The organism is Mariniflexile sp. TRM1-10 (assembly GCF_003425985.1).
Lineage (GTDB): Bacteria > Bacteroidota > Bacteroidia > Flavobacteriales > Flavobacteriaceae > Mariniflexile.
Map to the genome: position 1 here is coordinate 3,502,879 of NZ_CP022985.1, position 25,430 is coordinate 3,528,308.

The following is a 25,430-nucleotide window of genomic DNA, read 5'->3' on the forward strand; positions in this document are numbered from 1 at the left end:
TATTTTTTAACGAATTAGTGTTTCTAAAAGTTTAAGTTTAGTCCTAAAGTATATACACTGGTAATAGGATAAAAAGGACTGTTGTCGCCTGTTGATTGACTCATTTCAGGATCCCATCCTTTATAGAAACTATTAAATGTATGTAGGTTTTGCCCCATTACATATATTCTTAGTTTTTGAATTTTTAATGCATCTAAAAGAGTTCTAGGAAAATTATATCCTATCTGTACATTTTTAATTCTTAAAAAACCAGCATTTCTATCCCAAAATGTAGAAGGCATAATGGTACCACTTCCTTGATTAAGGCTTGTAAGCTTTATGTATTTAGCATTAGGATCTGGATTCTCTTCTGTCCATCTATTATCTGCTTGCCATTTTTGTATTTGTCCACCATTATAAAACGCATAAGCTTGATAAGAACCAATTTGTCTCTTAAATCCTGCTAAACCTTGTAAAAGAACAGATACATCAAAACCTTGATAATCTACTTGTAAGTTAGTTCCGAAAGCATATTTTGGAAAATAACTACCTATAACTTTACGATCGTAAGTTGCATCTACCACACCATCTGGAACACCATTTGGGCCACTTATATCTTTGTATTTTACAAATCCTGGTTCTGCAGAATAAGGCTGAGTTGGATAATTATCTATATCGTTTTGATCTATAAATAATCCATCGGCTACATATCCATAAGTTGAATTCACAGAATGCCCAACAAATAAGCCTCTATTTATATCTTTATCTAATCCTGTAGATAATTTAGTAATTCTGTTTTTTGTATACGAAAAATTAGGCGATATGTTAAAATTAACATTTCCAATTTTATCTTGATAATTTAGAAAAAGTTCAAAACCAGAATTTCTAACTTCCCCTGCATTTACAGTTGAAGGATTCAGTCCCAATACACCAGAAACCGTTGTTTGATACAAAATATCTGAAGTGGTTTTGTCAAAATAGTCAAAAACCATATTTAATTTTCCATTAAATAAATTGACATCCAATCCAAGATCTGTAACTGTTGTAGTCTCCCAACTAATATTGGCATTAGATAGTGTTGTTAATCTGGCTCCAGCAATAAGGCTTCCTCCAAAAGTATAATTCTGACCTAAACTAAGAACATTTTGATACGGATAATTTCCTATGTTTTGATTTCCAAGTTGTCCCCAAGATGCTCTAACTTTTAAGTTTTGTACCCATTGAACATCTTTTAAGAAATTTTCTTCTGATACTTTCCAACCTGCAGAAACCGAAGGGAAAAAGCCCCATCTGCCATCAGTAGGAAATCTTGATGTGCCATCGTATCTGCCATTCACTTCAAACAAATAACGATCATTAAATGAATAGTTAATTCTACCAAAATAAGATCTTAATCCCCATTCTCCCGCAGATCCTGAAGATTGCATATTATTTGATGATCCTGCATTAAGTTCATACAAAAGGTTATTGGGGAAATTATCACGAAAACCCGAAACGTACTCAGAGTGAAACTCTTCTTGAGAGAAACCTGCTAATACATCTATACTATGTTTATTGATATTTACATTGTATTTTAAAAGCGATTGTAATGTGATTAAATTATCAAAACCAGAACTTGCTCTAAGACTATTAGGCCCTAAATATTTATTGGAATCAAATGTAAAATCTGAAACAAACTCTTTGTCACGGTAATTTGTGAAACGATAACCCACCTTGCCACTTAAGGTGAAATTCTTCATGAAATCCCAAACTAACTCAGTTCCTCCTAAAAACAATTTATTTTTTCTATTAGTAAAAGATTCACTGTCTAACCATGCTTGAGGGCTAAAATTATCCTGATATCCATAAGTTCCATCGGTTTTTTTTCCTGCAAAAATAGGCCCTTGTCTTACCGCAAAATTAATCATGTTTGTCAAATCACCATTATAATGGCGAGGTTCATCGGTATTTGCTGAATAACCACTTAAATTAGTTTTAAGCTTCAAATTCTTTTTTACTTGACTATCAAAATTCAACTGAAAATTATATCTTTTATAGCTGTTTTCAGCAACTATACCATCTTGATCAAGATAGCCTAAAGAAAAAAGGTATGAGTTCTTTTCGTTTCCTCCAGTAAAACTAAAATTATGGCTTGTTTGCAAACCAGATCCAGAATTCAAAAGATTTTTTAAATGCGGAACATTTGGATAATTATCTGGATCGGATTGGTTTTTAAATAATTCTATTTCAGCACTTGTATAAGCAGGACTAATATTCATGTTTGAATTTGCTTCATTACGCAATGTTGCATAGGTTGCGGAATCTACAAAATCCGGAAGTGAAGTTACGTTTTGAAATCCAACATAGCCGCTATAACCGACTGTTAACTCTCCTTTTTTTCCTTGTTTAGTTTCAATAAGTATTACCCCATTTGCAGCACGGGTACCATAGATTGATGCAGATGCCGCATCTTTTAATATTGAAATACTTTTAATGTTATTTGGATCGACATCGTTTAATGAACTAGCAAGTCCATCAATTAAAACCAAAGGATCATTTCCCGCTCCCGAAAAAGTACCTATCCCACGTAATCGAATTGTTGCACCATCATTTCCAGGACGCCCTGAACCTTGCTGTACCGTTACGCCGCTTGCTAACCCCGATAATGCCTGCGATGCTTGAGTAATTGGACGATTTTCTATTTCCTTTGTAGAAATTGAACTAACGGATCCTGTTAAATTCACTCTCTTTTGACTACCGTAACCTACAACTATGACTTCATCAAGCTTAGCAGTATCTTCTTGTAATACTACAGGAATTTTTGTTTGCTCTCCAATAATTATTTCTTTTGTTAGAAAACCTAGATAAGAAATTACTAAAACAGAATTTTGATTAGTTACTTCTATTGAGAAATCACCATCAAAATCAGATTGCACTCCATTTGTTGTCCCTTTTTCCAAGATGTTTGCCCCTGGCATAGGCTGTCCATTACCATCAGTTATTGTTCCTGAAACTTGAATACCTTGTTGTTTAGCATGACTTAATAGTGTAGGCTTTTCTTTAATAAGAATGGCTTTACCTTCTGTTACTGTTACAACAAGATCTCCTTGAAACAAACTTTGCTCTAGTAACTTATTTGTTCTAATGACTCCCTTTTTAATATGTACTTTTGGAAACGTTTTAAAGATACCTTCTTCGTAAAAGAATTTATAGTCGGTCTGCTCCATGATAAGATCAAAAACTTCATCTACGGTTAATGTTTTATCTTTTTCTACTCTAATTTTGGAGTTTTGGGACACAACATTGCTAGGTGTTAAAGCAAAAATAGTTGCGCAAAAAAAGAAAATGAATGTCTTCATAATGATCATTAATAATTGTTTTCTGAACAGAAAACAAACTTTAGTTGGTTTAATTTTCATAAATTTGTGTATTATTTAATTAGTTGAATTTTAATTAATTGATAATAAAATTAATAGGAGGTATAGAGCTTTAAACTTTAGACGGTGATGCTTTATCCTCCTTTTTTTGTTTTTTATTTTACCATAGGCGTATAAATTTTTAGGTGTTATTAATTTGGTTTGAAATTTGTAATAAAATTTCCATAATATGAAGTTCGTATTATTAAGAGCCCTTATTATTTATTTTAGTATTATTGTTTTATCTATTATTTCGTAATTATTAATTGTATTAGACTTCATAATTGATAAAATTTCTTCAATGTTTTGATTTTTAGATAAAATTCCTTTGAATTTTATTGATTCTAAATCTTTATTTACAAAGATTACATCAACATCATACCATCTAGATATTACATTCATGATATCTTTTAACGATTTTCCTTTAAAACTGAAAATCCCGTTTTTCCAAGAAATTTCAGAATATACATCTACAACTGCTACTGACATATTGTTATTTACAACATCAACATTTGATTGTTGGTTGGGTGTCAATATTTTTTTTTCTACCGAAGTATTAATTTCTACTAGACCTTCTACTAAAGTGGTGTAAATATTTGATTCATCTTTATAAGCCTTTATATTAAACTCTGTTCCTAAAACTTCCAGTTCTTGAGTATTGGTAATTACCTTGAATTTGGCGCCTTTATGATCTATACTAGGGGATACATCAAAATAGGCTTCACCATAAACAAGTTCTACTTGACGCATTTCCCCTTCCTTAAAGCTTATTGGGTATTTTAATTTAGATTCAGAATTTAACCATACTTGAGTTCCATCTGATAATTTTAAAAAGAATTGTCCCCCTCTCTCAATGGTTAAGTAATTGTATTCTGTTTTTGCTGAATTTTGTTCTAATGGTTGATATATAATTTGTTCTCCATTACTATTTAGGTTTTGTGTTTTGTAAGTATTTCCTTTTTTTAAGGCTACCACTGAACCATCTTCCAAACTTAATATTGCTTTGCTTGTCCCTGGTCCTATACTATTATTATTCGCAATTATAGGTGTAGTTTCTAAAGGAGTATTAGAGTTGAATAAATTATTTCTAAAAATGTAGGTTGTGATAAATATGCCAACAAAAACAGCGGCTACAGCATATTTAATGATATTATATTTATCATAAAAAATACTTTTTTCTTTTTTTATGCGATATAATATGGTTTCTTGAGCATCATTTTCGTTATATTCACTCATAACCATATTAACCAAAGCATTGGCTTTAATATATTCAAAAAATAATATTTCGTTTTTTGGATTATTAATCCAGACTTCCAATTTTCGAAGCTCATCAAGGTTCGCTTCTTTTGTTAGAAACTTTATTATCAAATTTTCTATTTCTTTTTCCATTTTAACAAAAATATATACACCTATAACGAAACAAAAGCCATAGACCCCCATCTTCTTTAAAAATAGTTTAACTTTGTTTTAAATGAAATCTATTTAACTTTCTGAAAAAAGTGTTTTCAAGTCAAGAAAAATTTATAGCACACCTTAAAAAAGGTGACTCAACTGCATATAGTTATTTAGTAGAGCTTTATTATAAAAAACTATGTGATTATGCTAGCAACCTTGCTAGGGACAATTTTAAATCGGAAGACATTGTACAAAATGTTATTGTTAGAATGTGGCAAAATAGAAAAAATTTAAATCACAATGTTTCCATTAAAAATTATTTATATAAATCTGTTTATAATGAATTTGTAGATCAATATCGTAAGGATATTGCGGTTACCACATTAGAAAAAAAGTATGTTCAAGGCTTGGATTTTGTTTTTGAGGCACAAGATGAAGAAGAAACGAAACGATTAATAACTTTAATTGAAAGAGAAATAGAACAACTCCCCCAAAAATGTAAAGAAACATTTTTATTAAATAAAAAGGAAGGGCTTACATATATTGAAATTGCAGAATTTAATAAGGTTTCTGTAAACACGGTAGAAAAACAAATGGGTAAAGCTCTTTTTATTCTTCGTAAAAAAATGAAAGAAAAAGCGTATTATTTTTTCTTTATGTTGTTTGGATTGAATAAATTAAAAATTCTGGACTTGCAAAAAAAATAGGATATTTTTGATTTCTTTTTCAATGATATTGTTGTTGTTTATTTTAGTTCTTCTATTATTTTTTTGTTTGAAGAATACTCATTTTATCCACTGCTAGTGGCTCACTTTGACTATTTTTTTTAAAATTATTAAAAGAATCAGAATATTTTAAAAATAATTATTTTGATTTTAATGGAAGATAAAAGTAAAGTTTTTTAACCTATGGTTTCTTGTTTTACTAACAAATTTGAAAAATTACTGTATATTTATAGACCAAAAACAAACAAATTTTGTTTTTAAATAGTTCTTTTTGACTTTAGTGTGCAATTCGGTGAACCATACTAAATTAAAAGTGTTTAAAGTACTGATAATAAACGGGTTGTGTATTTGTTAAAAATCCTGCCACCCCGACACAATAGAATATCAATCAACAACAAAAACCTGTTAATCACATGATTTACAGGTTTTTTTATTTTTAATGAAATCAAAAAGAAGTAAACAATGCAATCAGAAAAGGCAACAAATCGGATAACAAAATAATTTTTTAAAGTTTGTTGGTCTAATTGTTAAAATGCACCGATTGGTTGGACAAATGAATGTATCTTAAAAGTGATTTGGCTTTCGTCTTGTAATAAATAATTATTAAAAAAAAGACGTAAACATGAAAACAACAGCAACTTTCAGCATTCTATTCTGGGCAGATTTTTTCCGAACAAAAGATAACTGATCATATTAATGGTCAATTATTTTAAAAGAAAGCTCTATGTAAATGATATTGTAAAACTAAGGGGAAGGGCTTGTTTTATTGCTGTGGTCAGTTAAGTATAGTTTCATAATCTATGTTAGCCTTTATATTTTTGATTTTTATCTAAATACGGTTGAAATAAAGGATGTTAATATAGGAAAATTTTAATTTATTGAGTTAGCCGTGTCTTAAAATGAGTAAGGCTTCAAGATGGGAAATGTTACAATTAATTTTGATGAAAATCAAAAATATAAATAGGCAGAGGCGTTATGGATATCAAGGTTTTCGATGATTTTGTGATACTTTTTATCTCCTAGTATTTTTTAGAGAAGTTATACCATTTAATCTTTGAAATTACTGTAAATTACTGTAGAATAAAGGGAATGTTTTATCGCAGTCTTTTTAAAGCTTAAGTGGTATTGGAAGCGGTTATTGTAGTTATAATAAATAAAGAGGCAGTAGCAGTGTTTTCAGAAGTAATAAAGGGTTAAAGCAACAATAAATTAAGAAGTTTATGCTAATATTTATATTCAAGACTAATTTTTAATAGCTTAGCCCAAACTAAAAACACTAGGAATTAAAAATAATTAGAAGGCTAGTTTAGCTGTATAAAGAAACTGTTTAAAATTTAGTCGTATTGATGAAACATGTTTACTAAAAGTGATTTACATAAGATATTCAACAAATATTACAGCACCTTGGTTTTGTATGCAAATCGCTTTTTGCCTTTAAGAGATGAGTGCGAAGATTTTGTGCAGGATATTTTTGTTAATCTTTTAGAAAAAGAACTCAATTTCCCTGACGAGATTTCATTAAGAGTTTATTTGTATAAATCTACACGAAACAAATGCTATGACCATTTAAAACATCTTAAAGTAAGGGAAAAGCACACTTCAAGTTTCATAAGGCCACTAGAGGATGAAAATTTGTTTTTACAAGAAGTTCTTGAAGAAGAAATTACCAGACAATTGTATCAAGCTGTAGGGACCCTATCCGGTAGAAAAAAAGAAATTATAGAGCTAAGTCTTAAAGGGTTAAAAAATGACGAGATCGCCCAGACTCTTGGAATACGGACGCAGACCGTAAAAACGATAAAATCGTCAGCTTATAAAGAATTGAGGGAACGGTTCAAGAATATAAGTTCTATTATCTGTTTTCTTTTGGCATAAAGAATTGCACCTATAATTTTCACATTCCTAAATTTACGGAAAGGCTTAGCGGTCGGCCACTCGTCTATTTCTGTCAACGTCATTAACAAATCCCAAATTAGGCTGTTTTTATACATATTTGCAAAATATTCATATTAATTTTAAAATAAATATAAAATTCAATAGTACCTTTTTTAATGTTGGTCGTTCTGTATATAAATATACCCTAGAAATGAATGACGTGTTTCACATAGCGATACTTGTAATAAAAAAGAAATTTAAGATTCTTACGAAGGTAGAAGAATTGCAGCTGGAGCAGTTTAAGGATAAATATCTATTTATAAAAAACATCCGTTTTGACTCCCTAAAACAAAAAGTTTCCGAGCATGCTACCATTGATAAGGAAAAAGCATGGAACATTATAGTGGACAAATTGGAAAATCGGTCAAAAAAATCCCAGATTTTGTTGTTTCGTAGGACTTGGTTTAAATATGCTGCGGCAGCGTCTATAGTTGTGTTGCTTTCGCTTTCTTATTTGGCAATCAATAATATAAAACAGGCAAATACACATCCTCCTGTTATAGTAAATACAACCATAAAAGCTGGTACAGATAAGGCTATCTTAACTCTGGGAGATGGTTCGGAGGTCAATTTGGACACAGAAACTCCTTATCAGTCAAAAAATATACATAGTAACGGAAAGCAAATCACTTATAAACCGAAAACGGATTCGGGCACTGCGGAAATAACCTATAATTATCTTACAATCCCCAGGGGAGGGCAGTTTTTTGTACAACTGTCCGATGGTACCAAGGTCTGGTTGAATTCCGAATCCCGATTAAAATATCCTGTAACGTTTACGGATGGGGAAAATCGTTTGGTGGAACTGCTTTACGGCGAGGCTTATTTTGAAGTCTCCCCAAGCACAGAACATAAAGGATCCCATTTTAAAGTACTAACGCAAGGACAGGAAATTGAAGTGCTTGGCACGGAATTCAACCTCAAAGCGTACCGGGACGAACCCAATATTTATACCACCTTAGTAGAAGGTAAAGTTACTGTAAGTACTACAAATATAAAAAAGACACTAACCCCCAACCAACAATTGGATTTCGATCCGGTAAATCAGCGTACAACCATTTCCCGTGTAAATGTCTACAACGTTATTTCATGGAAAAAAGGCATCTTTAGTTTTAAAAGCATGACTTTAAAGGAAATAGCAAAGGTACTGTCCAGATGGTATGATGTAGAAGTGAAGTTTGATAATCCTGCCCTTAAAGAAGTACGGTTCAACGGAGTATTGGGCAAGGATCAGGATTTGGAAGGGATTTTAAAGAACATTCAGAAAACAAATTTTATTAATGCCTATGAAATTAAAAACAGAAAAATAACCATTAAATAAAAAAGAAAAGGAATAAAGTTACAACCTCTCACAGTAGCGCTTTATTCCCTTTTCGAATATTGATCAAATTAAATTAACCAATTAAACCAACAAATTTATGAAAATTAAACTAATTAAAGGGTTTTTCCGCTGCGGAAAAACACTCCTGAAGTATGTCATGAAAACATTCATATTCTTATGCTTTACTACGATGTTCGCTTTTTCACCGGGAGTTATACTCTCCCAAAATGCCGAAATTGTTATCGATGAAGATAAAACAGTGACGGTCGATGAAGTGTTCGACCTTATCAGGCAACAGACAGAATATAAATTTATTTATCAAGAGGATCTGTTTAAGAACAGTCCTAAAGTATTTCTTAAAAAAGGAACGATTAAAGCAAATGACCTTCTAAAACAAAGCTTATCAGTTCCCGATTTTGATTTTACGTTTTCAGAAAATACTGTTGTAGTTGCCAAGAAAAGGACAAGTGTCACTTTTTCTTCACAGTTTATGGTAAGGGGAACAATAACAGACGAAAAGGGATCTCCCTTACCTGGGGTAACCGTTTTGCTTAAAGGTACCAAAGTAGGGACAACAACGGATTTTGACGGCAATTATGAAATTTCCGTTTCAACAGACGGCGGTATTCTGGTCTTTAGCTATGTGGGTTTTGCCACTAGGGAAATAGAAGTTAACGGGCAGGCACAATTAAATATTACACTCAAGGAAAGTGCGGCCGAATTGGATGAAGTGGTTATCATAGGTTATGGTACTCAGAAGCGTTCCGATCTTACGGGGTCTGTAACGACACTTTCAAGTGAATCCTATGAAGACCAACCGATTGTTTCTGCCTCTGATGCACTTCAGGGAAGGGTCGCCGGTGTTTCGGTACAAAACAATTCCGGGGCTCCGGGAGGGGCGGTAAAAATCCGTATCCGGGGGGCAAATTCCGTAAACGCAAATAACGATCCCCTGTATGTAGTGGATGGAGTAGCCCTCGCAAGTATAGGTCTTCAAGATATCAATATAAATGATATAGCATCCATGGAGGTTTTAAAGGACGCTTCGGCAACAGCTATTTATGGTTCCAGAGGGGCCAATGGTGTTGTTTTGATTACCACAAAACAAGGTAAAATAGGCAAGGCCAAAATTGAATACAATACATTTTTGAGCATGAACAGCCCCATGTATACCTATGATTTGATGGATGCTCCAACGTATGCTCAAATAGCCAATGTTACCGATGGTACCGATACCTTTGAGAATCCTGATGCACTGGAAACGACCGATTGGCAAAAGTTGATCTTTCAAAACTCGGTTACACAAAGCCACCAGTTGTCTTTCTCCGGTGGCGGGGACCATACCAAGTACTTTGTTTCTGGGTTTTATGTAGACCAAGAAGGGTTGCTTGTAAATACAGGGCAAAAGAAATATGGTTTAAGGACCAATTTTAATTTTAAATTGAGCGATAGGTTGGATGTGGGGCTTAATCTTTATTTGAGTAGACTTAATTCCTTTAACAACGAAGATATTGGAGGAAAAGGAAATCCGGTAATGTCTGCAGTTACTTTTGATCCTACTACCTCTGTATATGATGAAAACGGCAATTATAACCGTGGGGGCAAGTCCCCTATATGGCTCAATCCATATATGATGTTAAAGGAGCGCACGAATAATCGTTTTTCCAATGTGGGCATTTTTAACGGCTCCCTCAAATACAAAATAACAGATTGGTTGACACTAAGGTCAAGTGCTGGGTTAAATGCAAACATAGAAAAATTGGCAAGCCTTAACAACGAATGGTTAAGCCCAGGAAATCCCGGATCGGGACAGGCTTCGGAAGAAAACTATACCATCCAGACAAATAATGTGCTTACATTTCACAGAATATATGATAAGCATGATGTTACCGTTACTGGGGGGCTAGAGACCACATCAAATCGAGTACAGCAATTTAATGCATCGGGTACAGGATTGACCTCGTTATCCAATGGGTATTATAATCTAGGACTCAACACCTCCCAATCTATAAGTTCAACCTATAGTAACTGGGCATTGTTTTCCTATTTCGGACGAGCAGCCTATGGCCTTAACGATAAATACCTTTTCACCGCTACGGTGAGAAGGGACGGTTCTTCTAAATTTCAAGGCAGCAACAAGTGGAGTACATTTCCTTCTTTTGGGATAGGTTGGAAACTTTCCAACGAAGAGTTTATCAAAAATCTGGATGTTTTTTCAAACCTTAAGTTAAGGGCTGGCTGGGGTATTACCGGAAACCAAGGGGTAGCTCCTTATGGCACCTTGGGGTTATTGACTGCTACCACTTACTCATATGGTACTTCTACTTTATATCCTGCTTATACAGCAGGCAACCCCTCTAATCCCGATCTTCAATGGGAAACAACCGCACAGACCAATATAGGATTGGATATAAGCTTGCTTAACGACCGCTTGAAAATTACGGCCGATTACTATAATAAGGATACCCGCGACCTCTTGCTCAGCACCAGAATACCAAATTATGATGGAGGAGGAACGTTGCTCAAAAATGTGGGAGAGGTCAATAATAAAGGATTTGAATTTATGGTTGAAGGAACCATCATAGATGGTGATAATTTTTCATGGTCTTCGTCAATAAACTATTTTACAAATCGCAACGAGGTAGTAAACTTGGGTGAAGAAACCAGACTGGAGATACCATTGAACAATGGGTTAATAACCAACGCTGTCCAAGTCGTGGAAGTGGGGAGACCATTGTCATCTTTTTATCTGATTCCATGGGAAGGAGTTCATCAAACTGCGACGGGGATTTACCAAGCAGGGGATGCCAAGTACACCGATGTAGATGGAAATGGTTCTATAGGCTTTGAGGACAGGGTGGTTTCCGGATCGGCGCTTCCAAAATACCAGTTAGGTTTCAATAACAACTTTAATTATAAGAATTTTAGTTTGAATTTGTTTTTACAGGGATCCTATGGCAACAAAATATTTAACGCCACCTATGCCGCTACGGCAGTGCCTACTAGTGATGTAAAGTATATGACACTTAATGATGCCGCAAATTATTGGTCGCCTGACAATACCTCTTCAACATGGAGGAATCCGGGAAGTGCAAATAAAGGTTGGGTGGAGTCTACACAGTTTTTGCAGGACGGAAGTTATATAAGATTAAAAAACATAAGCTTGTCATACCAGATAGACAAAAGTGTGTTAAAGTATTTGTCAGCAAAGGTATATGCCAGTGCACAGAATATTTTAACCTTTACCAAGTACAAAGGGTTTGATCCTGAGGCTACGTCCACTCCTTCAGACAGTGATACATCCGGAGGTATAGATCTTGGGGCGTATCCTTCCCCGAGAACAATTACAATAGGAGCTCAGTTTACCTTTTAACAAAATTTGGTCAAAAATTTAAATTATACAGATATGAAAATCTTTAAGAAATATTATAGAATAATGATGGTGTTGCCAATATTTTTGGTAACGGCGTGTGCTGGTGATTTTTTGGAAGAAACTCCAAAAGCAAGTCTTACTCCCGAAAACTTTTATCAATCAGCCAATGATCTTGAGTTGGCTCAGGCGGCTTTGTCATGGAAATTGAACGGTGCTTTTAATACCGTGTCAGGCCTGTATTATGGAGCCGATGATCTAACATCAAAGAGATTGGGTAATAAAATAGAATTTTCAGATTTTGATGTTTTTAATGCTAATTCGTCCAATGGGAGAATGACCGCATGGTGGAATTCTTTCTATGGAGCTATAAAAGCAGCCAATACCCTGATAGCGAATTATGAAAATGCCACTGAAGCATCTGAAGAGCAAAGGAACAATGCAGCAGGGCATGCCTATTTTATTAGGGCTATTTCTTATTTCTATCTCACAAGAACCTGGGGAGAGGTACCTATGCCCATCGAAGCTATTGTTGATCTTGAACGTCCCAATGCCAAAGTTGAGGATATCTATGCACTAATAGTTGATGATCTTAAAAAGTCAGAAGCCATGTTACCTGATCATTGGTCTGGAAAAGCCCATCAGAACGGAGTAGATATTTTTCCTACTAATGGCTCTGCTAAAGCTTTGTTGGCAAATGTTTATCTAACAATGGCTGGATGGCCGCTCAATCAAGTCGATAAATATGCGTTAGCAGCCCAAAAAGCTAAGGAGGTCATTGATAACAAAGACACATGGGGCTATAAACTGCAAGCTAATTTTGAAGATATTTGGATGATTGATAATAAAGAAAATAGCGAAGCGGTGTTTGCCTGCTACTATAATAATACGGTTTCAGAATGGAACTGGGAAAATGGTACTATGATGGGACCCAATCCATTTGCCCCAAGCGAAGAAGGCGGTTGGGAAGATGGCTATGGGGAGATCACTTTCTATAATAATTTCCCTGACGGCCCCAGAAAGGAAGCTACTTATCAGGAAGCCTATTACAAGGGTAATGATCCCGACGATGTGATTTCATGGCAAGAAACAGCAGCATCCCATCCTTTTTTCTTAAAATACCGTGATGATTATAGCTATGATTGGTCAACCCATACACCTAATAACTGGTGGGGCAGTATGACTACATTTATTATCCGATACCCCGAAGTTCTGCTTACCTATGCAGAAGCTCAGGCTATGGCTTCTGGTCCCGATGCAACGACCTATGATGCCATTAATCAGGTAAGGCAAAGGGCTGGGCTAGCAGATTTGGAGCAGGGCCTGTCACAAACCGATTTTGTAGATGCCGTGATAATGGAAAGAGGTTGGGAATTTGCAGCAGAAGTAGGTATTAGATGGTTTGATCTTATAAGGACGGAAACCGTAGCTAAAGCGAATTCACAGAGAGCTATTTCGGAAGTCTCATTATTAGGTGAACCATCGGATGTGAATCACACTTACTATTGGGCTCCGTTGCCAGAAATTAAATAAATAGTGTTCCAAAAACCATTAATCATAGAATTGTTTTAGGATATTAGGTATTAAGGATCAGGTAATTTGGTATTTTGTAGGGTATCTTATCAGTAAAGATAGCAAAGCAATTATTAAACCCTGATCCTACCTTCATTAATGTTTTTATTCACAAAATTTAATAATATAACTTTAAAAATTATGATAAATACACTGCGTTTTTTCTTGTTCATTTTTGTAATCCATTTAACCTCCATGGGACATTCACAGACCATGTATGAACCCTCACCCGAAAATCTAAAAAACAGGGAATGGTTTCAGGACGCTCGGTTCGGACTGTTCATACATTGGGGCGTCTACAGTATCCTTGGCGATGGTGAATGGGTTATGAACCAACAAAAAATTCCAGTAAAAACCTATGAAAAACTGCCATCCTTTTTTAATCCCACGGGCTATGAGCCTAAGGCTTGGGTACAAATGGCAAAAGATGCAGGCATGAAATACATCGTCATCACCAGTAAGCACCACGATGGTTTTGCCATGTGGGACAGTAAGGTTTCGGACTACAATATCGTAAAACAAACACCTTACGGAAAGGACGTGTTAAAGATGCTGGCTGAGGAATGCCGTAAGGAAGGCATGAAACTTTTCTTCTACCATTCACAGCTGGATTGGCACCATCCCGATTATTTTCCGCAAGGAAAAACAGGTGGCGATTGGTCTGGAAGACCCGAGCAAGGTGATTTTAACAAATATCTGGACTATATGGATGCCCAACTGACTGAACTGCTCACCAATTATGGGGACGTTGCCGGTATTTGGTTCGATGGTATGTGGGATAAGAAAGATGCCGACTGGCGTTTGGAAAAGACCTATTCCTTGATCCATAGCCTTCAACCGGGCACAATGGTTGGTAGTAACCATCATCAGGCTCCGATTTCTGGTGAAGATTTCCAAATGTTCGAGAAGGATCTTCCCGGTCACAATACCGCAGGTTTTTCGGCCGGTTCCAAAGTCGGTGAACTACCGATTGAGACCTGCGAGACCATTAACCACTCTTGGGGGTTCAATTTAAAGGATGATAAAAACAAGACTCCAAAACAATTGATACAGTATCTTGTGAAAGCGGCTGGATACAATGCTAATTTCCTCCTTAACGTAGGACCCATGCCCAACGGTAAGATTCAACCAGATCACGTAACATTGTTAAAACAAGTAGGTGATTGGCTTAAGGCAAATGGGGAAACCATTTATGAAACTCAAGGAGGTCCCATAACGGCTCACGAATGGGGTGTCACGACCCAGAAAGGGAACAAGGTGTACGTTCACATTCTAAACTGGTCAGAAGAATCGTTGGAGCTTCCTGCATTGAAAAAGAAAATCAAATCTGCGAAATTTTTTGCAGACAAATCTCCCGTTAAATTTCTGAAAAATAAAGACGGTGTTACCATCAGAATTCCAAAAGACAAATTAGACGACATTGATACCATAGTTGAACTGGAGTTAAAATAGATACCTTCAAAAGTAAGGCTCATTCCAAGAATAAAACAGCTGAAGAGAATATTGAGAACGAAACTAGTGATCTTGTTGTTAAAAAGTAGTTTAATGTAGGCTTTTATTTCAATAATTGATTAAGAGAAAGTAGAGTGGGTGATAGTTACATTATTAACTATCGTTACTTTCCTCTTATAAAATGGTCTCTATTTTTCAGATATAATTTACTTTTACTTAAGAGTGTAAAAAAAAAATCAATTCATCAAATCGAGACATGAGATTATATAAAATTTACAAATTGACTAGTAGCAGTAAATGGTTTAGCCGATTGTTTCTTGGAAGTTGTATCTTCTTGACAGTTCTGCTTGGTAAAGCCCAAGAACGGAACGATGAAAAATTTATCGTATTAAAGAATGGTGTTGATTTTCAAACGGTGCAAGGTAAGCTGCGTATAGAATTTATTACATCAGATATTGTACGCGTACAATACACGAAGGATGATGATTTTCAGGGAAACGGGACTATTGTCCGAGTTGAGGAGCTGGAAAAGAAAATACGGTTCAAAACGAGGCAAAAAGGAGACAAATTGTCGTTAATATCAGATAGCCTCACCGTTCAGGTTGATTTGAATACCTATTCTATTGAATATCGAAATGCAGGAAACAATGAGTTGTTATTAAGTGAAAGAAGCATCAATCCACGTGAAGGAGAGCGGGTCTATACTGAAAAGGTCACTTATGATGAAAGTACTAAACGTATGGTAAAGACGGCAGATGGAGAGAAAGAAGTGATGGATGTGTTGCGCAGGGATACCATTGGTCATAGTTGGAAGTACCGTAACCATTTTCAGTGGTCTGATGATGAAGCTATTTATGGATTAGGCTCGCACATGGAAGATTACATGAATTTAAGGGGAAAAGAGCTTTATTTAATCCAACATAATTTAAAAGTTGTCATTCCTGTTTTAAATTCCACCGCAGGTTACGGTCTGTTGTTTGATGCAGGATGCGGTATGCAATACAGAGATAAAGAGGAAAACAGTTTTATAGAATTAGAGGCGGCAAATCAGATCGATTATTATTTTATGAAGGGGCATACTATGGATGAAGTGATAGGGCAATATCGCTTCCTAACAGGGCAAAGTCCTATGATGCCACGATATATATTTGGTTATATCCAATCCAAAGAACGGTATAAAAGTTCCGAAGAGCTTATTAATGTAGTGTCCGAATACCGCAAACGCCAAGTACCTTTAGATGTGATTGTACAGGATTGGAATTATTGGCCCCAAGGATGGGGGTATATGAAAATGGATCCTAAATATTACCCTGACCCAGCAAAACTGGCAGATTCTATCCATGCCATGAATGCAAAGTTAATGATTTCCATTTGGCCTATCCTGAGCAACAACCCACAGGCCGACGAACTTGAAAAAAAGGGATTTATGCGGAAATTTTCTATTTATGATGCTTTTAATCCTTCAGCGAGACAATGTTATTGGGAATATGCCAATAATGAATTTTTTAAGAATGGTTTTGATGCTTGGTGGTGTGATTGTACAGAGCCCCGCGATGCTGACTGGAAAAAAATGAGAGAAGGCTACGGATGGGACAACCACCGTGAACGATGGGAAAGCAACTTGGCAGGCCTTAACGAAGTTTTGGGGGCAGAACGCAGCAACCTTTACTCGCTTTACCATTCCAAAGGGCTCTATGAAAACCAGCGAGCAACCACCGACCAAAAGCGGGTAGTCAACCTAACCCGTTCGGGTTATGCGGGACAGCAACGCTATTCTACCATTGTTTGGAATGGGGACACTCATGCTTCATGGAAATCTTTTGCACAACAGATCCCTTCAGGGTTGAATTTAATGGCGGCAGGCTTTCCGTATTGGACGGTAGATATAGGTGCTTTTTTTGTTAAAAAGGGCTCCCAATGGTTCTGGAATGGGGATTTTAACGAAGGCGTGGACGATTTAGGTTACCGTGAGTTCTATACAAGAATGTTCCAGTACGCCGTTTTCCTGCCGATTTTCCGTAGTCACGGTACAGATACCCCACGAGAGATATGGAATTTTGGGAAACCTGGCGAACCGTTTTATGAGAGTTTATTAAAGATGATTAAGTTAAGGTATCAATTATTACCTTACACCTATTCCCTTGCGGGTAAGGTAACCCGGGAACATTATACGATGACCCGTTTGCTTGCGTTTGATTTTCCAGACGATCCCCTTATACTGGATATTAAGGACGAGTTCATGTTTGGCCCGGCCTTTTTGGTTTGTCCCGTTACTGTTCCTATGTATTATGATAAGGGATCTGTTGCCCTTAACGGGATAGAAAAGCAACGGGAGGTTTACCTGCCGAAAGGGACTAACTGGGTTGATTTCTGGACAGGCACGATTTACAAAGGCGGACAGACTATAAAAGCGAATGCCCCTATAGATAAAATACCCCTGTTTGTACGCCAAGGCTCTATTGTGCCTATGGGACCAGAAATACAACACACAGGTGAATTAGCTGGAAAAGTACTGGAGATAGCTGTTTACCCAGGAAAAAACACAAGTTTTACCTTATATGAAGATGAAGGCAATAATTATAATTACGAGAAAGGTGCTTTTTCTACTATAGAACTAGTTTGGGATAATGAGAAAAGAGCTTTTATCATTGGGAAAAGAAAAGGAAAGTTCTCTGGCATGGGAAAAGAGCGTTCATTTCGAGTTGTTTTGCACAACGGATCAAAACAATTAGAAAAGGTTTTTAGCTATTCTGGAAAGGAGATTTATTACGAATTCTAAAATTAATCACTATTCAGGAAGAACACCAGTGTTAGCCCTATTGATCAATGTTGGAATGTTAAAAAGTGCAGTTCAACCAGTGATGGTACCAATCCATCAAAAAAAGAGATATGAAGCATCCATGATTGATTTTTAATCACACATGGAAATGATTATTTGGATGTTCAAAACTTGTCGAAGCATAACCATTGAAAAACAATAAATATAAACACATGAAATCGTTGCAAATAACAAGTTTATATAAGTAAACACCGATAAATAAAAGACGATATCATATATGACTATTAACAAATAAATTTTATAATATGAAATTCAAGTTAAATAATTTGAGCCATGGAACAGCCGTTATGTTGATTGTTATTGTTTGTTTTTGGTACCAATCCTTCTAGCCAAAATAAACTCAACAATTGATCTTGATCCTGAAGTGATGTGTTTTGAAGTGTTCAATTCGTTCGTTTACACTGCGATTCCCAAACGCATTTTAAAACAAGTTGTCCCTTATATGGGATTAAACGGAACTGAAACAGTTATAAAATTATAAAAATAGAGAATCTTTATAAAGTTGGAAATCAAAGAAAGAAACTCATGTGACTTTCCTTTTTTTTCTCTCATTAGTTCTGTGCTACCCCGACGAACCTAGAAATAGCACCTGTTAAAACACTGTTAATTGTATGATTATCAGTGTTTTTTTTTTTTTTTTGTTTTTAGCCATTTTGTTTGATATCAAATAAAAGCAATTGAAATCATATAAAAGGCGTGCAATTCGGTGTGCAGTGATTAAGTCTGAGACTAGGGCAAACCTTCACTAATGAATTTGGTTTAACAACTATATTTTATTTAAGTGAATTATAAAAAAACACTCCCAAAGTTAATTCAATACTACATGGTGAATATGAAGTCCGAAAACGTAGTAATAAACTGTCTATAAATGTTTTTAATCGGTTTTAACAAAATTTATATCGACTTTATGAATTATTATTCACTACATTTGTCACCCACCCACCCAACCACCTCCCTCAAGTTTATTTAACCTTTTATTAACAATTTAAATCATTTACCATGAAAAAAAACTTTACACTTACATTTTTAATTGTGGCCGCGCTAATCGGCTTTTCAATGAGCGCCAGTGCGCAGGCTACTGGTTCAGCAATTGCTACAGGTACAATCGTTACACCAATATCTATTGTAAAGGTTGACGACATGAACTTTGGAAATGTTGCTGTTTCAGCTGCTACAGCTGGTACTGTAGTAATGACACCAGAAGGAGGTACATCAACAACCGGAGGTGTGACCTTACCTGCCACAGCCGGTACAGTATCGGCAGCTTCTTTTACAGTATCGGGAGAAGGAACTTATACGTATGCTATCACTTTGCCTACTACTGATTACACCGTTACACACACTACTATTCCCGCTTCAACGATGGCAGTTAATGCTTTTACAAGCACTCCAACTGGAACAGGTGCGTTGACTGCAGGAAGCCAGACTTTGAACGTTGGTGCGACATTAAATGTTGATGCAGGGGAGACAGCTGGAACTTATACTAATGCAACTGGGTTTGATGTTACCGTAAATTATAACTAAACTTAAGTAACTTTACTAATCATGGGTGTCACAGGGAGTCCTGTGGCACCCATTTTTTATAATTAATAATCTTTATAATTCAATGTATTATTTCCCAGCCTTTTATTTATTTCCATTTTTATTAAGGTCAATAGCACTTCTTGTTTTTTTATTTGGATTTTCAAAGGACGTGGTTGCTCAGGGAGATCTCATGATTTTTCCAAAACGATTGGAATTTCAAAACACCAGGGATCGGGTAAAAATTCTTAATCTACATAATATCAGTAATGATACTGTGACCTACCGGATATCTTATATTAATTATTCAATGAAGGAAGACGGTAGTTTTGTAAAAGTGCAAGAACCAGGAGACAAACAGAGATTTGCCTCCCCTTTTTTAAGGTTCTATCCAAGTGTTATAACTCTTGCTCCGGAAGAATCTCAAGTACTGAAGGTACAATTGATTAAAACTTCCGATCTCCAGTATGGAGAATACCGCTCCCATCTCTATTTCAGGGGAGTACCGAAAATAGAGGAAGCCGAAAAAATTTTGGAACAAAAAACTGATGAATTCAAGGTAAATCTCGTGCCCGTATATGGAATTAGTATTGCAAATGTTATTAGTATTGGGGAATCGAATGTCGAGGTTTCCATTTCAAATTTATCTTTCGAAAAAATAAATGACTTACCTATTTTAAATCTTTCATTCTATCGGAATGGTGATTTCTCATGTTATGGAGATATTAAAGTAATGTATAAATCCCCTCAGGGGGTTGAAAAAATAGTAGGAGAAATTCAAGGATTTGCAGTCTATTCTCCGGGACATCTAAGAAAAGCAAAAATAGAACTCAATAATTCTGAAGATGTGGATTATAATAAGGGGGGAGAATTAATTGTACGGTATCTCTTCCAGGGAAGGCAAAAAAACTTGATTGCAGAAAAAGTTCTGAAATTATAAATTTTAAAAAAAAACCATGAAACCATTGAAAACTATTTTTCTTGGTTTACTTTTCTTAATTGCCGCAAATCTGTCGGCCCAGAATTTTTATATCTATCCAGAGCAAGCCCTGGAATTTGGGGATTTTATTGTGGCAGGTACCGGCGGAACTGTAACCGTTACCAATTCCGGTATGAGATCCTCCTCCGGAACGATCCAGTTATTGAATTCTGAATATTATCCGGCTATATTCACGATCTCTACCGACAACCCCGCCCCTATAAATATTATAATAGAAGTGTCCCGGGAGTCATTAATTAATTCAGAAGGCACAACAATGATGATGGCTTCGGTTTCTACTATTGCAGACACCTACACCATTCAGGCAGGAAAGCCTGTACAGGTAAGGATAGGTGGAACCATACAAGTAAACTCTGGAGTTTTCTCTCCCGGAGAGTTTCAAGGAAATATATCAATAACCGTAAGTCCAAACAGTGAATAGGTGTCTTGAGAACTGGTGCAATTTTTTCCCCTGTAGTTGCAATTCCCAAAAAGGCATTCAGTAGAATCTGCTTAAGAATATTTTATCTTACTGTTTTACTTTCCCCCGTTCATACATTTTCACAATCGAACAACTGTGATGAGGTACCGGTCACGCTTATAGTGGAGTATTTTGGAAAAACTGAGCTACCTTCCATTCTTTGTGGGAAACAAGTATATTTTTCGGTGACCGGTCTGTTCCAATTTTTACAGGTAAAAAATGAGCCTTCCCATGATTTTAAGATCGTTGAAGGATTTCTACAGCATCAGGAAGATACCTTCTTTATAGATGAACCGGCAAAGCAAATTTCCTATAAAAACAATGTTTTTCAATTAGATTCCTCAGATTTGATCAGGACCAAGACCACCCTGTTTTTAAGATCAGATCATTTCTCCAAGATCTTTGGGCTGCAAAATGAATTCAGCTCCCGTAATCTTGCGGCTACCCTGGTTCCTGATTTCGAACTGCCTGCTGTAAAAGCGGCCAAGCGAAAGCAGATGCGGGAGAACCTTAGAAGGGTACATGGGGAGATTTCAGCCGATACTACCATTTTACGAGATCGCCCATTGATTCATTTTGGTACGGCGGCATGGAATGTAAATGCTACCCAACGGACTGACGGCCTTTTTTATAACAGGCTGGGACTCGGGTTAGGAGGTTTACTGGCAGGAGGGGAATTTACGGGAAGTATTAATTACAATTCAGGCATGGATATCACTTCCCAAAACCTGTTCTACCAATGGAGGTACGTAAATAATCAAAACCAATTGTTTAGGCAATTTACTGCCGGTAAAATTGCCTCCCGCTCCATTTCTTCAATCTATCATCCAGTAGTAGGAGTCCAGATAACCAATGCGCCTACCTTTGTGAAACGATCTTTTGGCACATATGCTCTAAGTGACCATACGAAACCCGACTGGATCGTAGAGCTTTATATCAACAATTTGCTGGTTGATTACACCCAGGCCGATGCTTCCGGCTTCTTTTCATTTGATGTGCCCCTAACTTATGGCAGCACCCAGGTCAGCCTGCGATACTATGGCCCCTTCGGGGAAGAAGAGATATCCAATAAAATTTTTAATATTCCCTTCAACTTTTTGTCATCTGGTGAATTCCAGTACACGGTCAGCTCGGGAATGGTTGAAGATGGAAATAATAGTAAATTCTTTCAGGGAAGAGCAGACTACGGCCTTACGGAGCGGATCACAGTTGGGGGCGGAATTGAATATCTTTCCTCCCTTGAAGAGAACCCCGTAATACCCTTTTTGAATACTTCTGTTCGGTTACCTGCGAATATGCTTTTTTCGGGTGAATACATGCACAAGGTAGGATATAAAGGGAATTTCAGTTATACTTCCCCCTCCAGTCTTCGGCTGGAGCTGTCCTATAAAAAATTTGAAGAAGCGCAGGAGGCCGTTCTTTTCAGTTACCTGGAAGAGCGCAAAGCAAGTTTGACCTTTCCCTTGCAGGTGGGAAAATTTACAGGCACATCACGTGTCAATTTTCAACAGATGGTGCTTCGAAATAATTCATATACCCATCTTGAATGGTTATTATCGGGAAGTGCCTGGGGACTTCGTGCCAATCTTACCAGTACAGCATTTATTAATCAATACAGTGAACCGCTGGTGTATAGCAGGCTTTCTACCTCAATTCGATTTCCCGGGAATTTCGTGTTCTCGCCCAAGGTTGAATACGAATACCTCCGGGATGGATTAACTTCCTTTGAAGGGGAGGTGAGAAAGCGGCTTTTCAAAAAGGTCAATTTTCAGGCGTCTTATACTCATAACATAAGAATTGATCAGTTCTATATTAATGTAGGCCTCAGTTTTGATCTCGGGTTCACGAGATTAGCAATGAATAGCAGTGTTAACAAGGGATATAGCTCGTTTTCCCAATCTGCGGGGGGAAGTATTATGTTTGAACCCAGTGACAACTCATTGGCATTTGATCATCGCCCCATGATTGGAAGGGGCAGTATTAAATTCGAGCCTTTTCTGGATCTCAATGAAAACGGAAACAAGGACCAGTCTGAACCATCGATTGAGGGATTAAATGTACATATTCAGGGAGGGGGAATGAGGAAGCAAACTCCAGATGGTTCCATCCTCTTTCGTGGTCTGGAGCCTTACATTTCTTACTACTTTCAAATCGATACACGAAACCTGAAAAATATTGCATGGCAGGTAGACCATGAAAGTATGGAAGTTTTTGTCAATCCCAACCAAATGAAAGTGGTAGGAGTTCCGGTAAAGGTAATGGGAGAAGTTGCCGGCTTTGTCAATCTGGGTCACAATGGCATTGGTGGAATACGTGTAAATATTGTTGATTTTGAAGGCAAATTGGTTTCCAGCGTGCTTTCTGCCCCAGACGGATATTTCAGCTATATGGGACTGCAATCGGGCGACTATATTGCCCGTGTGGATAAAACCCAGATGGAAAAGCTTAAAATGAAGACCAAAGAGGAATTGCCCTTTGTCATTAATAATACGCGCGAAGGAGATTATGTGGATAACCTTGAATTTCTTTTGGCAGAAACAGTAGATCTCCAGTCTGTTCCCGATGGAATTGCTGCGGAAGAGGTTAGGGAATCAGAAGACCTTTTTGGAGAACCATCTGAGAATTATAATGGACAGAAGACTGTTTCCGAAGAAGGTCTGGTGTATAAAGTGCAGTTCCTCACTTCAAAAGAACCTCTTACTGAAGGACAGCAGGCGTTACGGGGCTTGGAGCATGTGGAAAGGGAAAAGTCATTTTTGGGGTATAACTATTTGTGGGGTTACACAACTCTTTCCAGTGAGGCGGCCAGGCTTCAAAATGAGCTGAGAAAAAGCGGGTTTAAAGATGCATATGTTGCGCACTATTATAACGGGCAGCGGATTTCGGTGGAGGCAGCGGTGTCGATAAGAAATGGAATTGCGCAACGGGATTATAAACCCAACAGTTTAATTTCTGAAGCAGTTCAGAAACCGGAAATACCCCAGACAGAGATTATTTCAGAAAAAGAGCAGGGAGGTCTGAAATTTAGGGTACAGGTAGCAGCATCCGAGGTGCAAATGGAAACTACAGACGCCCGATTTATGGGACTTGAAGGTGTTGAGGAGTACTGGCATGAGGAGATGTTTAAATATTCCCTAGGAAACTTCAGGTCTTTTGGAGAGGCAAACCAATTCAAGAATGTACTTAGGTCACAAGGATTGTCCGATGCTTTTGTAGTACCATTCCAAGGAAATGAAAGATTGAATCGCGGGCAGGCCAGAGGAGTCATCTATTTTAGGGATTCCTCTATCAAAGGAATTGGCGGAATTTCGCTGGAAATTTCCGAAACTACAGGAAAATATGTGTCTACCATACTTTCTGAAGCCGATGGTTCTTTTGTAACTCCTAATCTGGAACCTGGAGTTTATACACTCAAATTGGATTCCGAAGCATTGGAGCAGATCGGGATGAAGCCTGTAAACCCGGAGATGACGGTGAAGATCGGGGAAGAAGGTTATATATATAATTCTGAAATTGAATTTTTCCTCAGCGCTACCAACGGGGAAGCCGTGGCTTCGACTAGGGGCATTCAAGATGAGGGACTGGTCTTTAGGGTTCAGGTATTGGCCACTGTGCCAAAACTTTCGGTGGCTCATAAATTATTGAAGGGTCTTAAAGGGGTGGAAAGATATAAACACAAAGGCCTTTATAAATATACTGTTGGTGAGAGTAGAAAACTGGAGGAGATCAGGAAGACCAGAAATAAGGTTCTGAAAAGCGGATTTGAAGACGCCTTTATTGTTTCTTTTCTGAATGGGGTGAGAATAAATCTTCAGGAGATGAGTGGACAGATTTTTGTAAGGAGCGGGCATGAAAAACTGGGATTAGAGGGAATAAGTTTAAGGATATTTGATAAAGAGGAGAAACAGGTCACCAGCATGGTCTCAGACCGGGATGGAAAACTCTCTTTCTTGGGATTAAAAGCCGGCTCTTACACGGCAAGGTTGGATGCTGAGCAGCTGGATAATCTGGGACTGAAAGCCGGAAGTACGGTTAGGATTTTCGAGATACAGAGAAACACCGAAGGTAAGATTTGGGAACTGTTAATTTTTGTTCTTGAAAAGGAAAAGAACATGAATATTTCCGAAGCTGAAGCGAAGGATGCAAATATTGAATACCGCATTCAGTTGGCGGCTTCAAATGTGCCTTTGGGACCAAACCATCCCACCCTGAAGGGAATTGATAATATTTCCATGTACCAACATAACGGGATGTTCAAATACACTATTGGTTCCACCTATTCTTTATCTGAAGCCAGAGAGCTGATGGAAAAAATAAGAGCATACCATGAATTTTCTATATTTATTGTAGGATTCAAGGAAGGAGTTCGGGTTATAGTTTTGGAGTAATTCAGGATTATTTGAAGAAATTCAAATAGTCGAAAATTCAATTAAGACCAAAGATAAGAGGCTGGCTTAATTACTATT

At 36.8% G+C, this 25,430-nt stretch carries 13 protein-coding genes; 11 read left to right on the forward strand and 2 right to left on the reverse strand.

Annotation, left to right across the window (positions count from 1 at the left end; all coding sequences use genetic code 11):
* Window positions 1-23: 23 nt before the first annotated feature.
* Complete coding sequence (locus CJ739_RS14740) at window positions 24-3,317, reverse strand: SusC/RagA family TonB-linked outer membrane protein (RefSeq protein ID WP_117176654.1); 3,294 nt, start codon at window positions 3,315-3,317, stop codon at window positions 24-26.
* Window positions 3,318-3,596: 279 nt separating this feature from the next.
* Window positions 3,597-4,763: a FecR family protein gene (locus CJ739_RS14745; protein WP_162880225.1), complete on the reverse strand. Its 1,167-nt coding sequence runs from the start codon at window positions 4,761-4,763 to the stop codon at window positions 3,597-3,599.
* A gap of 110 nt (window positions 4,764-4,873) precedes the next feature.
* Between CJ739_RS14745 and CJ739_RS14750 the strand changes: the two genes are divergently transcribed.
* From CJ739_RS14750 to CJ739_RS14800, 11 genes are all read left to right on the forward strand, one after another.
* Window positions 4,874-5,476, forward strand: coding sequence for an RNA polymerase sigma factor (locus tag CJ739_RS14750; protein ID WP_117176658.1), 603 nt, complete (start codon window positions 4,874-4,876; stop codon window positions 5,474-5,476).
* Between the two features lie 1,371 nt (window positions 5,477-6,847).
* The gene (locus CJ739_RS14755) at window positions 6,848-7,369 is read left to right on the forward strand and encodes a sigma-70 family RNA polymerase sigma factor (RefSeq protein ID WP_117176660.1); all 522 of its coding nucleotides are present in this window, start codon (window positions 6,848-6,850) and stop codon (window positions 7,367-7,369) included.
* Between the two features lie 211 nt (window positions 7,370-7,580).
* Entirely contained in the window at window positions 7,581-8,750 is a 1,170-nt protein-coding gene (locus CJ739_RS14760; RefSeq protein WP_162880226.1) for a FecR family protein, read from the forward strand.
* Between the two features lie 97 nt (window positions 8,751-8,847).
* Window positions 8,848-12,123: a SusC/RagA family TonB-linked outer membrane protein gene (locus CJ739_RS14765; RefSeq protein WP_117176663.1), complete on the forward strand. Its 3,276-nt coding sequence runs from the start codon at window positions 8,848-8,850 to the stop codon at window positions 12,121-12,123.
* A gap of 33 nt (window positions 12,124-12,156) precedes the next feature.
* Window positions 12,157-13,653, forward strand: coding sequence for a RagB/SusD family nutrient uptake outer membrane protein (locus tag CJ739_RS14770; RefSeq protein WP_117176665.1), 1,497 nt, complete (start codon window positions 12,157-12,159; stop codon window positions 13,651-13,653).
* Window positions 13,654-13,833: 180 nt separating this feature from the next.
* Complete coding sequence (locus tag CJ739_RS14775) at window positions 13,834-15,144, forward strand: alpha-L-fucosidase (protein ID WP_117176667.1); 1,311 nt, start codon at window positions 13,834-13,836, stop codon at window positions 15,142-15,144.
* A 256-nt stretch (window positions 15,145-15,400) separates the two neighbouring features.
* A complete protein-coding gene (locus tag CJ739_RS14780) occupies window positions 15,401-17,923 on the forward strand; it encodes a glycoside hydrolase family 31 protein (protein ID WP_117176669.1) in 2,523 nt (840 codons plus the stop codon).
* Between the two features lie 1,059 nt (window positions 17,924-18,982).
* Complete coding sequence (locus CJ739_RS14785; protein WP_117176671.1) at window positions 18,983-19,507, forward strand: DUF4402 domain-containing protein; 525 nt, start codon at window positions 18,983-18,985, stop codon at window positions 19,505-19,507.
* An 82-nt stretch (window positions 19,508-19,589) separates the two neighbouring features.
* Entirely contained in the window at window positions 19,590-20,444 is an 855-nt protein-coding gene (locus CJ739_RS14790; protein WP_117176673.1) for a fimbrial biogenesis chaperone, read from the forward strand.
* Window positions 20,445-20,460: 16 nt separating this feature from the next.
* Complete coding sequence (locus tag CJ739_RS14795; RefSeq protein WP_117176675.1) at window positions 20,461-20,925, forward strand: DUF4402 domain-containing protein; 465 nt, start codon at window positions 20,461-20,463, stop codon at window positions 20,923-20,925.
* A gap of 5 nt (window positions 20,926-20,930) precedes the next feature.
* Window positions 20,931-25,352, forward strand: coding sequence for a carboxypeptidase-like regulatory domain-containing protein (locus CJ739_RS14800; RefSeq protein ID WP_162880227.1), 4,422 nt, complete (start codon window positions 20,931-20,933; stop codon window positions 25,350-25,352).
* Window positions 25,353-25,430 lie beyond the last annotated feature (78 nt).

Excerpts from the sequence above, each read along its gene's own strand:
- CJ739_RS14740 (WP_117176654.1), bottom strand. The coding sequence starts at position 3,317 with ATGAAGACATTCATTTTCTTTTTTTGCGCAACTATTTTTGCTTTAACA.
- CJ739_RS14745 (WP_162880225.1), bottom strand. The coding sequence starts at position 4,763 with ATGGAAAAAGAAATAGAAAATTTGATAATAAAGTTTCTAACAAAAGAA.
- CJ739_RS14755 (WP_117176660.1), top strand. The coding sequence starts at position 6,848 with ATGTTTACTAAAAGTGATTTACATAAGATATTCAACAAATATTACAGC.
- CJ739_RS14760 (WP_162880226.1), top strand. The coding sequence starts at position 7,581 with ATGAATGACGTGTTTCACATAGCGATACTTGTAATAAAAAAGAAATTT.
- CJ739_RS14765 (WP_117176663.1), top strand. The coding sequence starts at position 8,848 with ATGAAAATTAAACTAATTAAAGGGTTTTTCCGCTGCGGAAAAACACTC.
- CJ739_RS14770 (WP_117176665.1), top strand. The coding sequence starts at position 12,157 with ATGAAAATCTTTAAGAAATATTATAGAATAATGATGGTGTTGCCAATA.
- CJ739_RS14775 (WP_117176667.1), top strand. The coding sequence starts at position 13,834 with ATGATAAATACACTGCGTTTTTTCTTGTTCATTTTTGTAATCCATTTA.
- CJ739_RS14780 (WP_117176669.1), top strand. The coding sequence starts at position 15,401 with ATGAGATTATATAAAATTTACAAATTGACTAGTAGCAGTAAATGGTTT.
- CJ739_RS14785 (WP_117176671.1), top strand. The coding sequence starts at position 18,983 with ATGAAAAAAAACTTTACACTTACATTTTTAATTGTGGCCGCGCTAATC.
- CJ739_RS14790 (WP_117176673.1), top strand. The coding sequence starts at position 19,590 with ATGTATTATTTCCCAGCCTTTTATTTATTTCCATTTTTATTAAGGTCA.
- CJ739_RS14795 (WP_117176675.1), top strand. The coding sequence starts at position 20,461 with ATGAAACCATTGAAAACTATTTTTCTTGGTTTACTTTTCTTAATTGCC.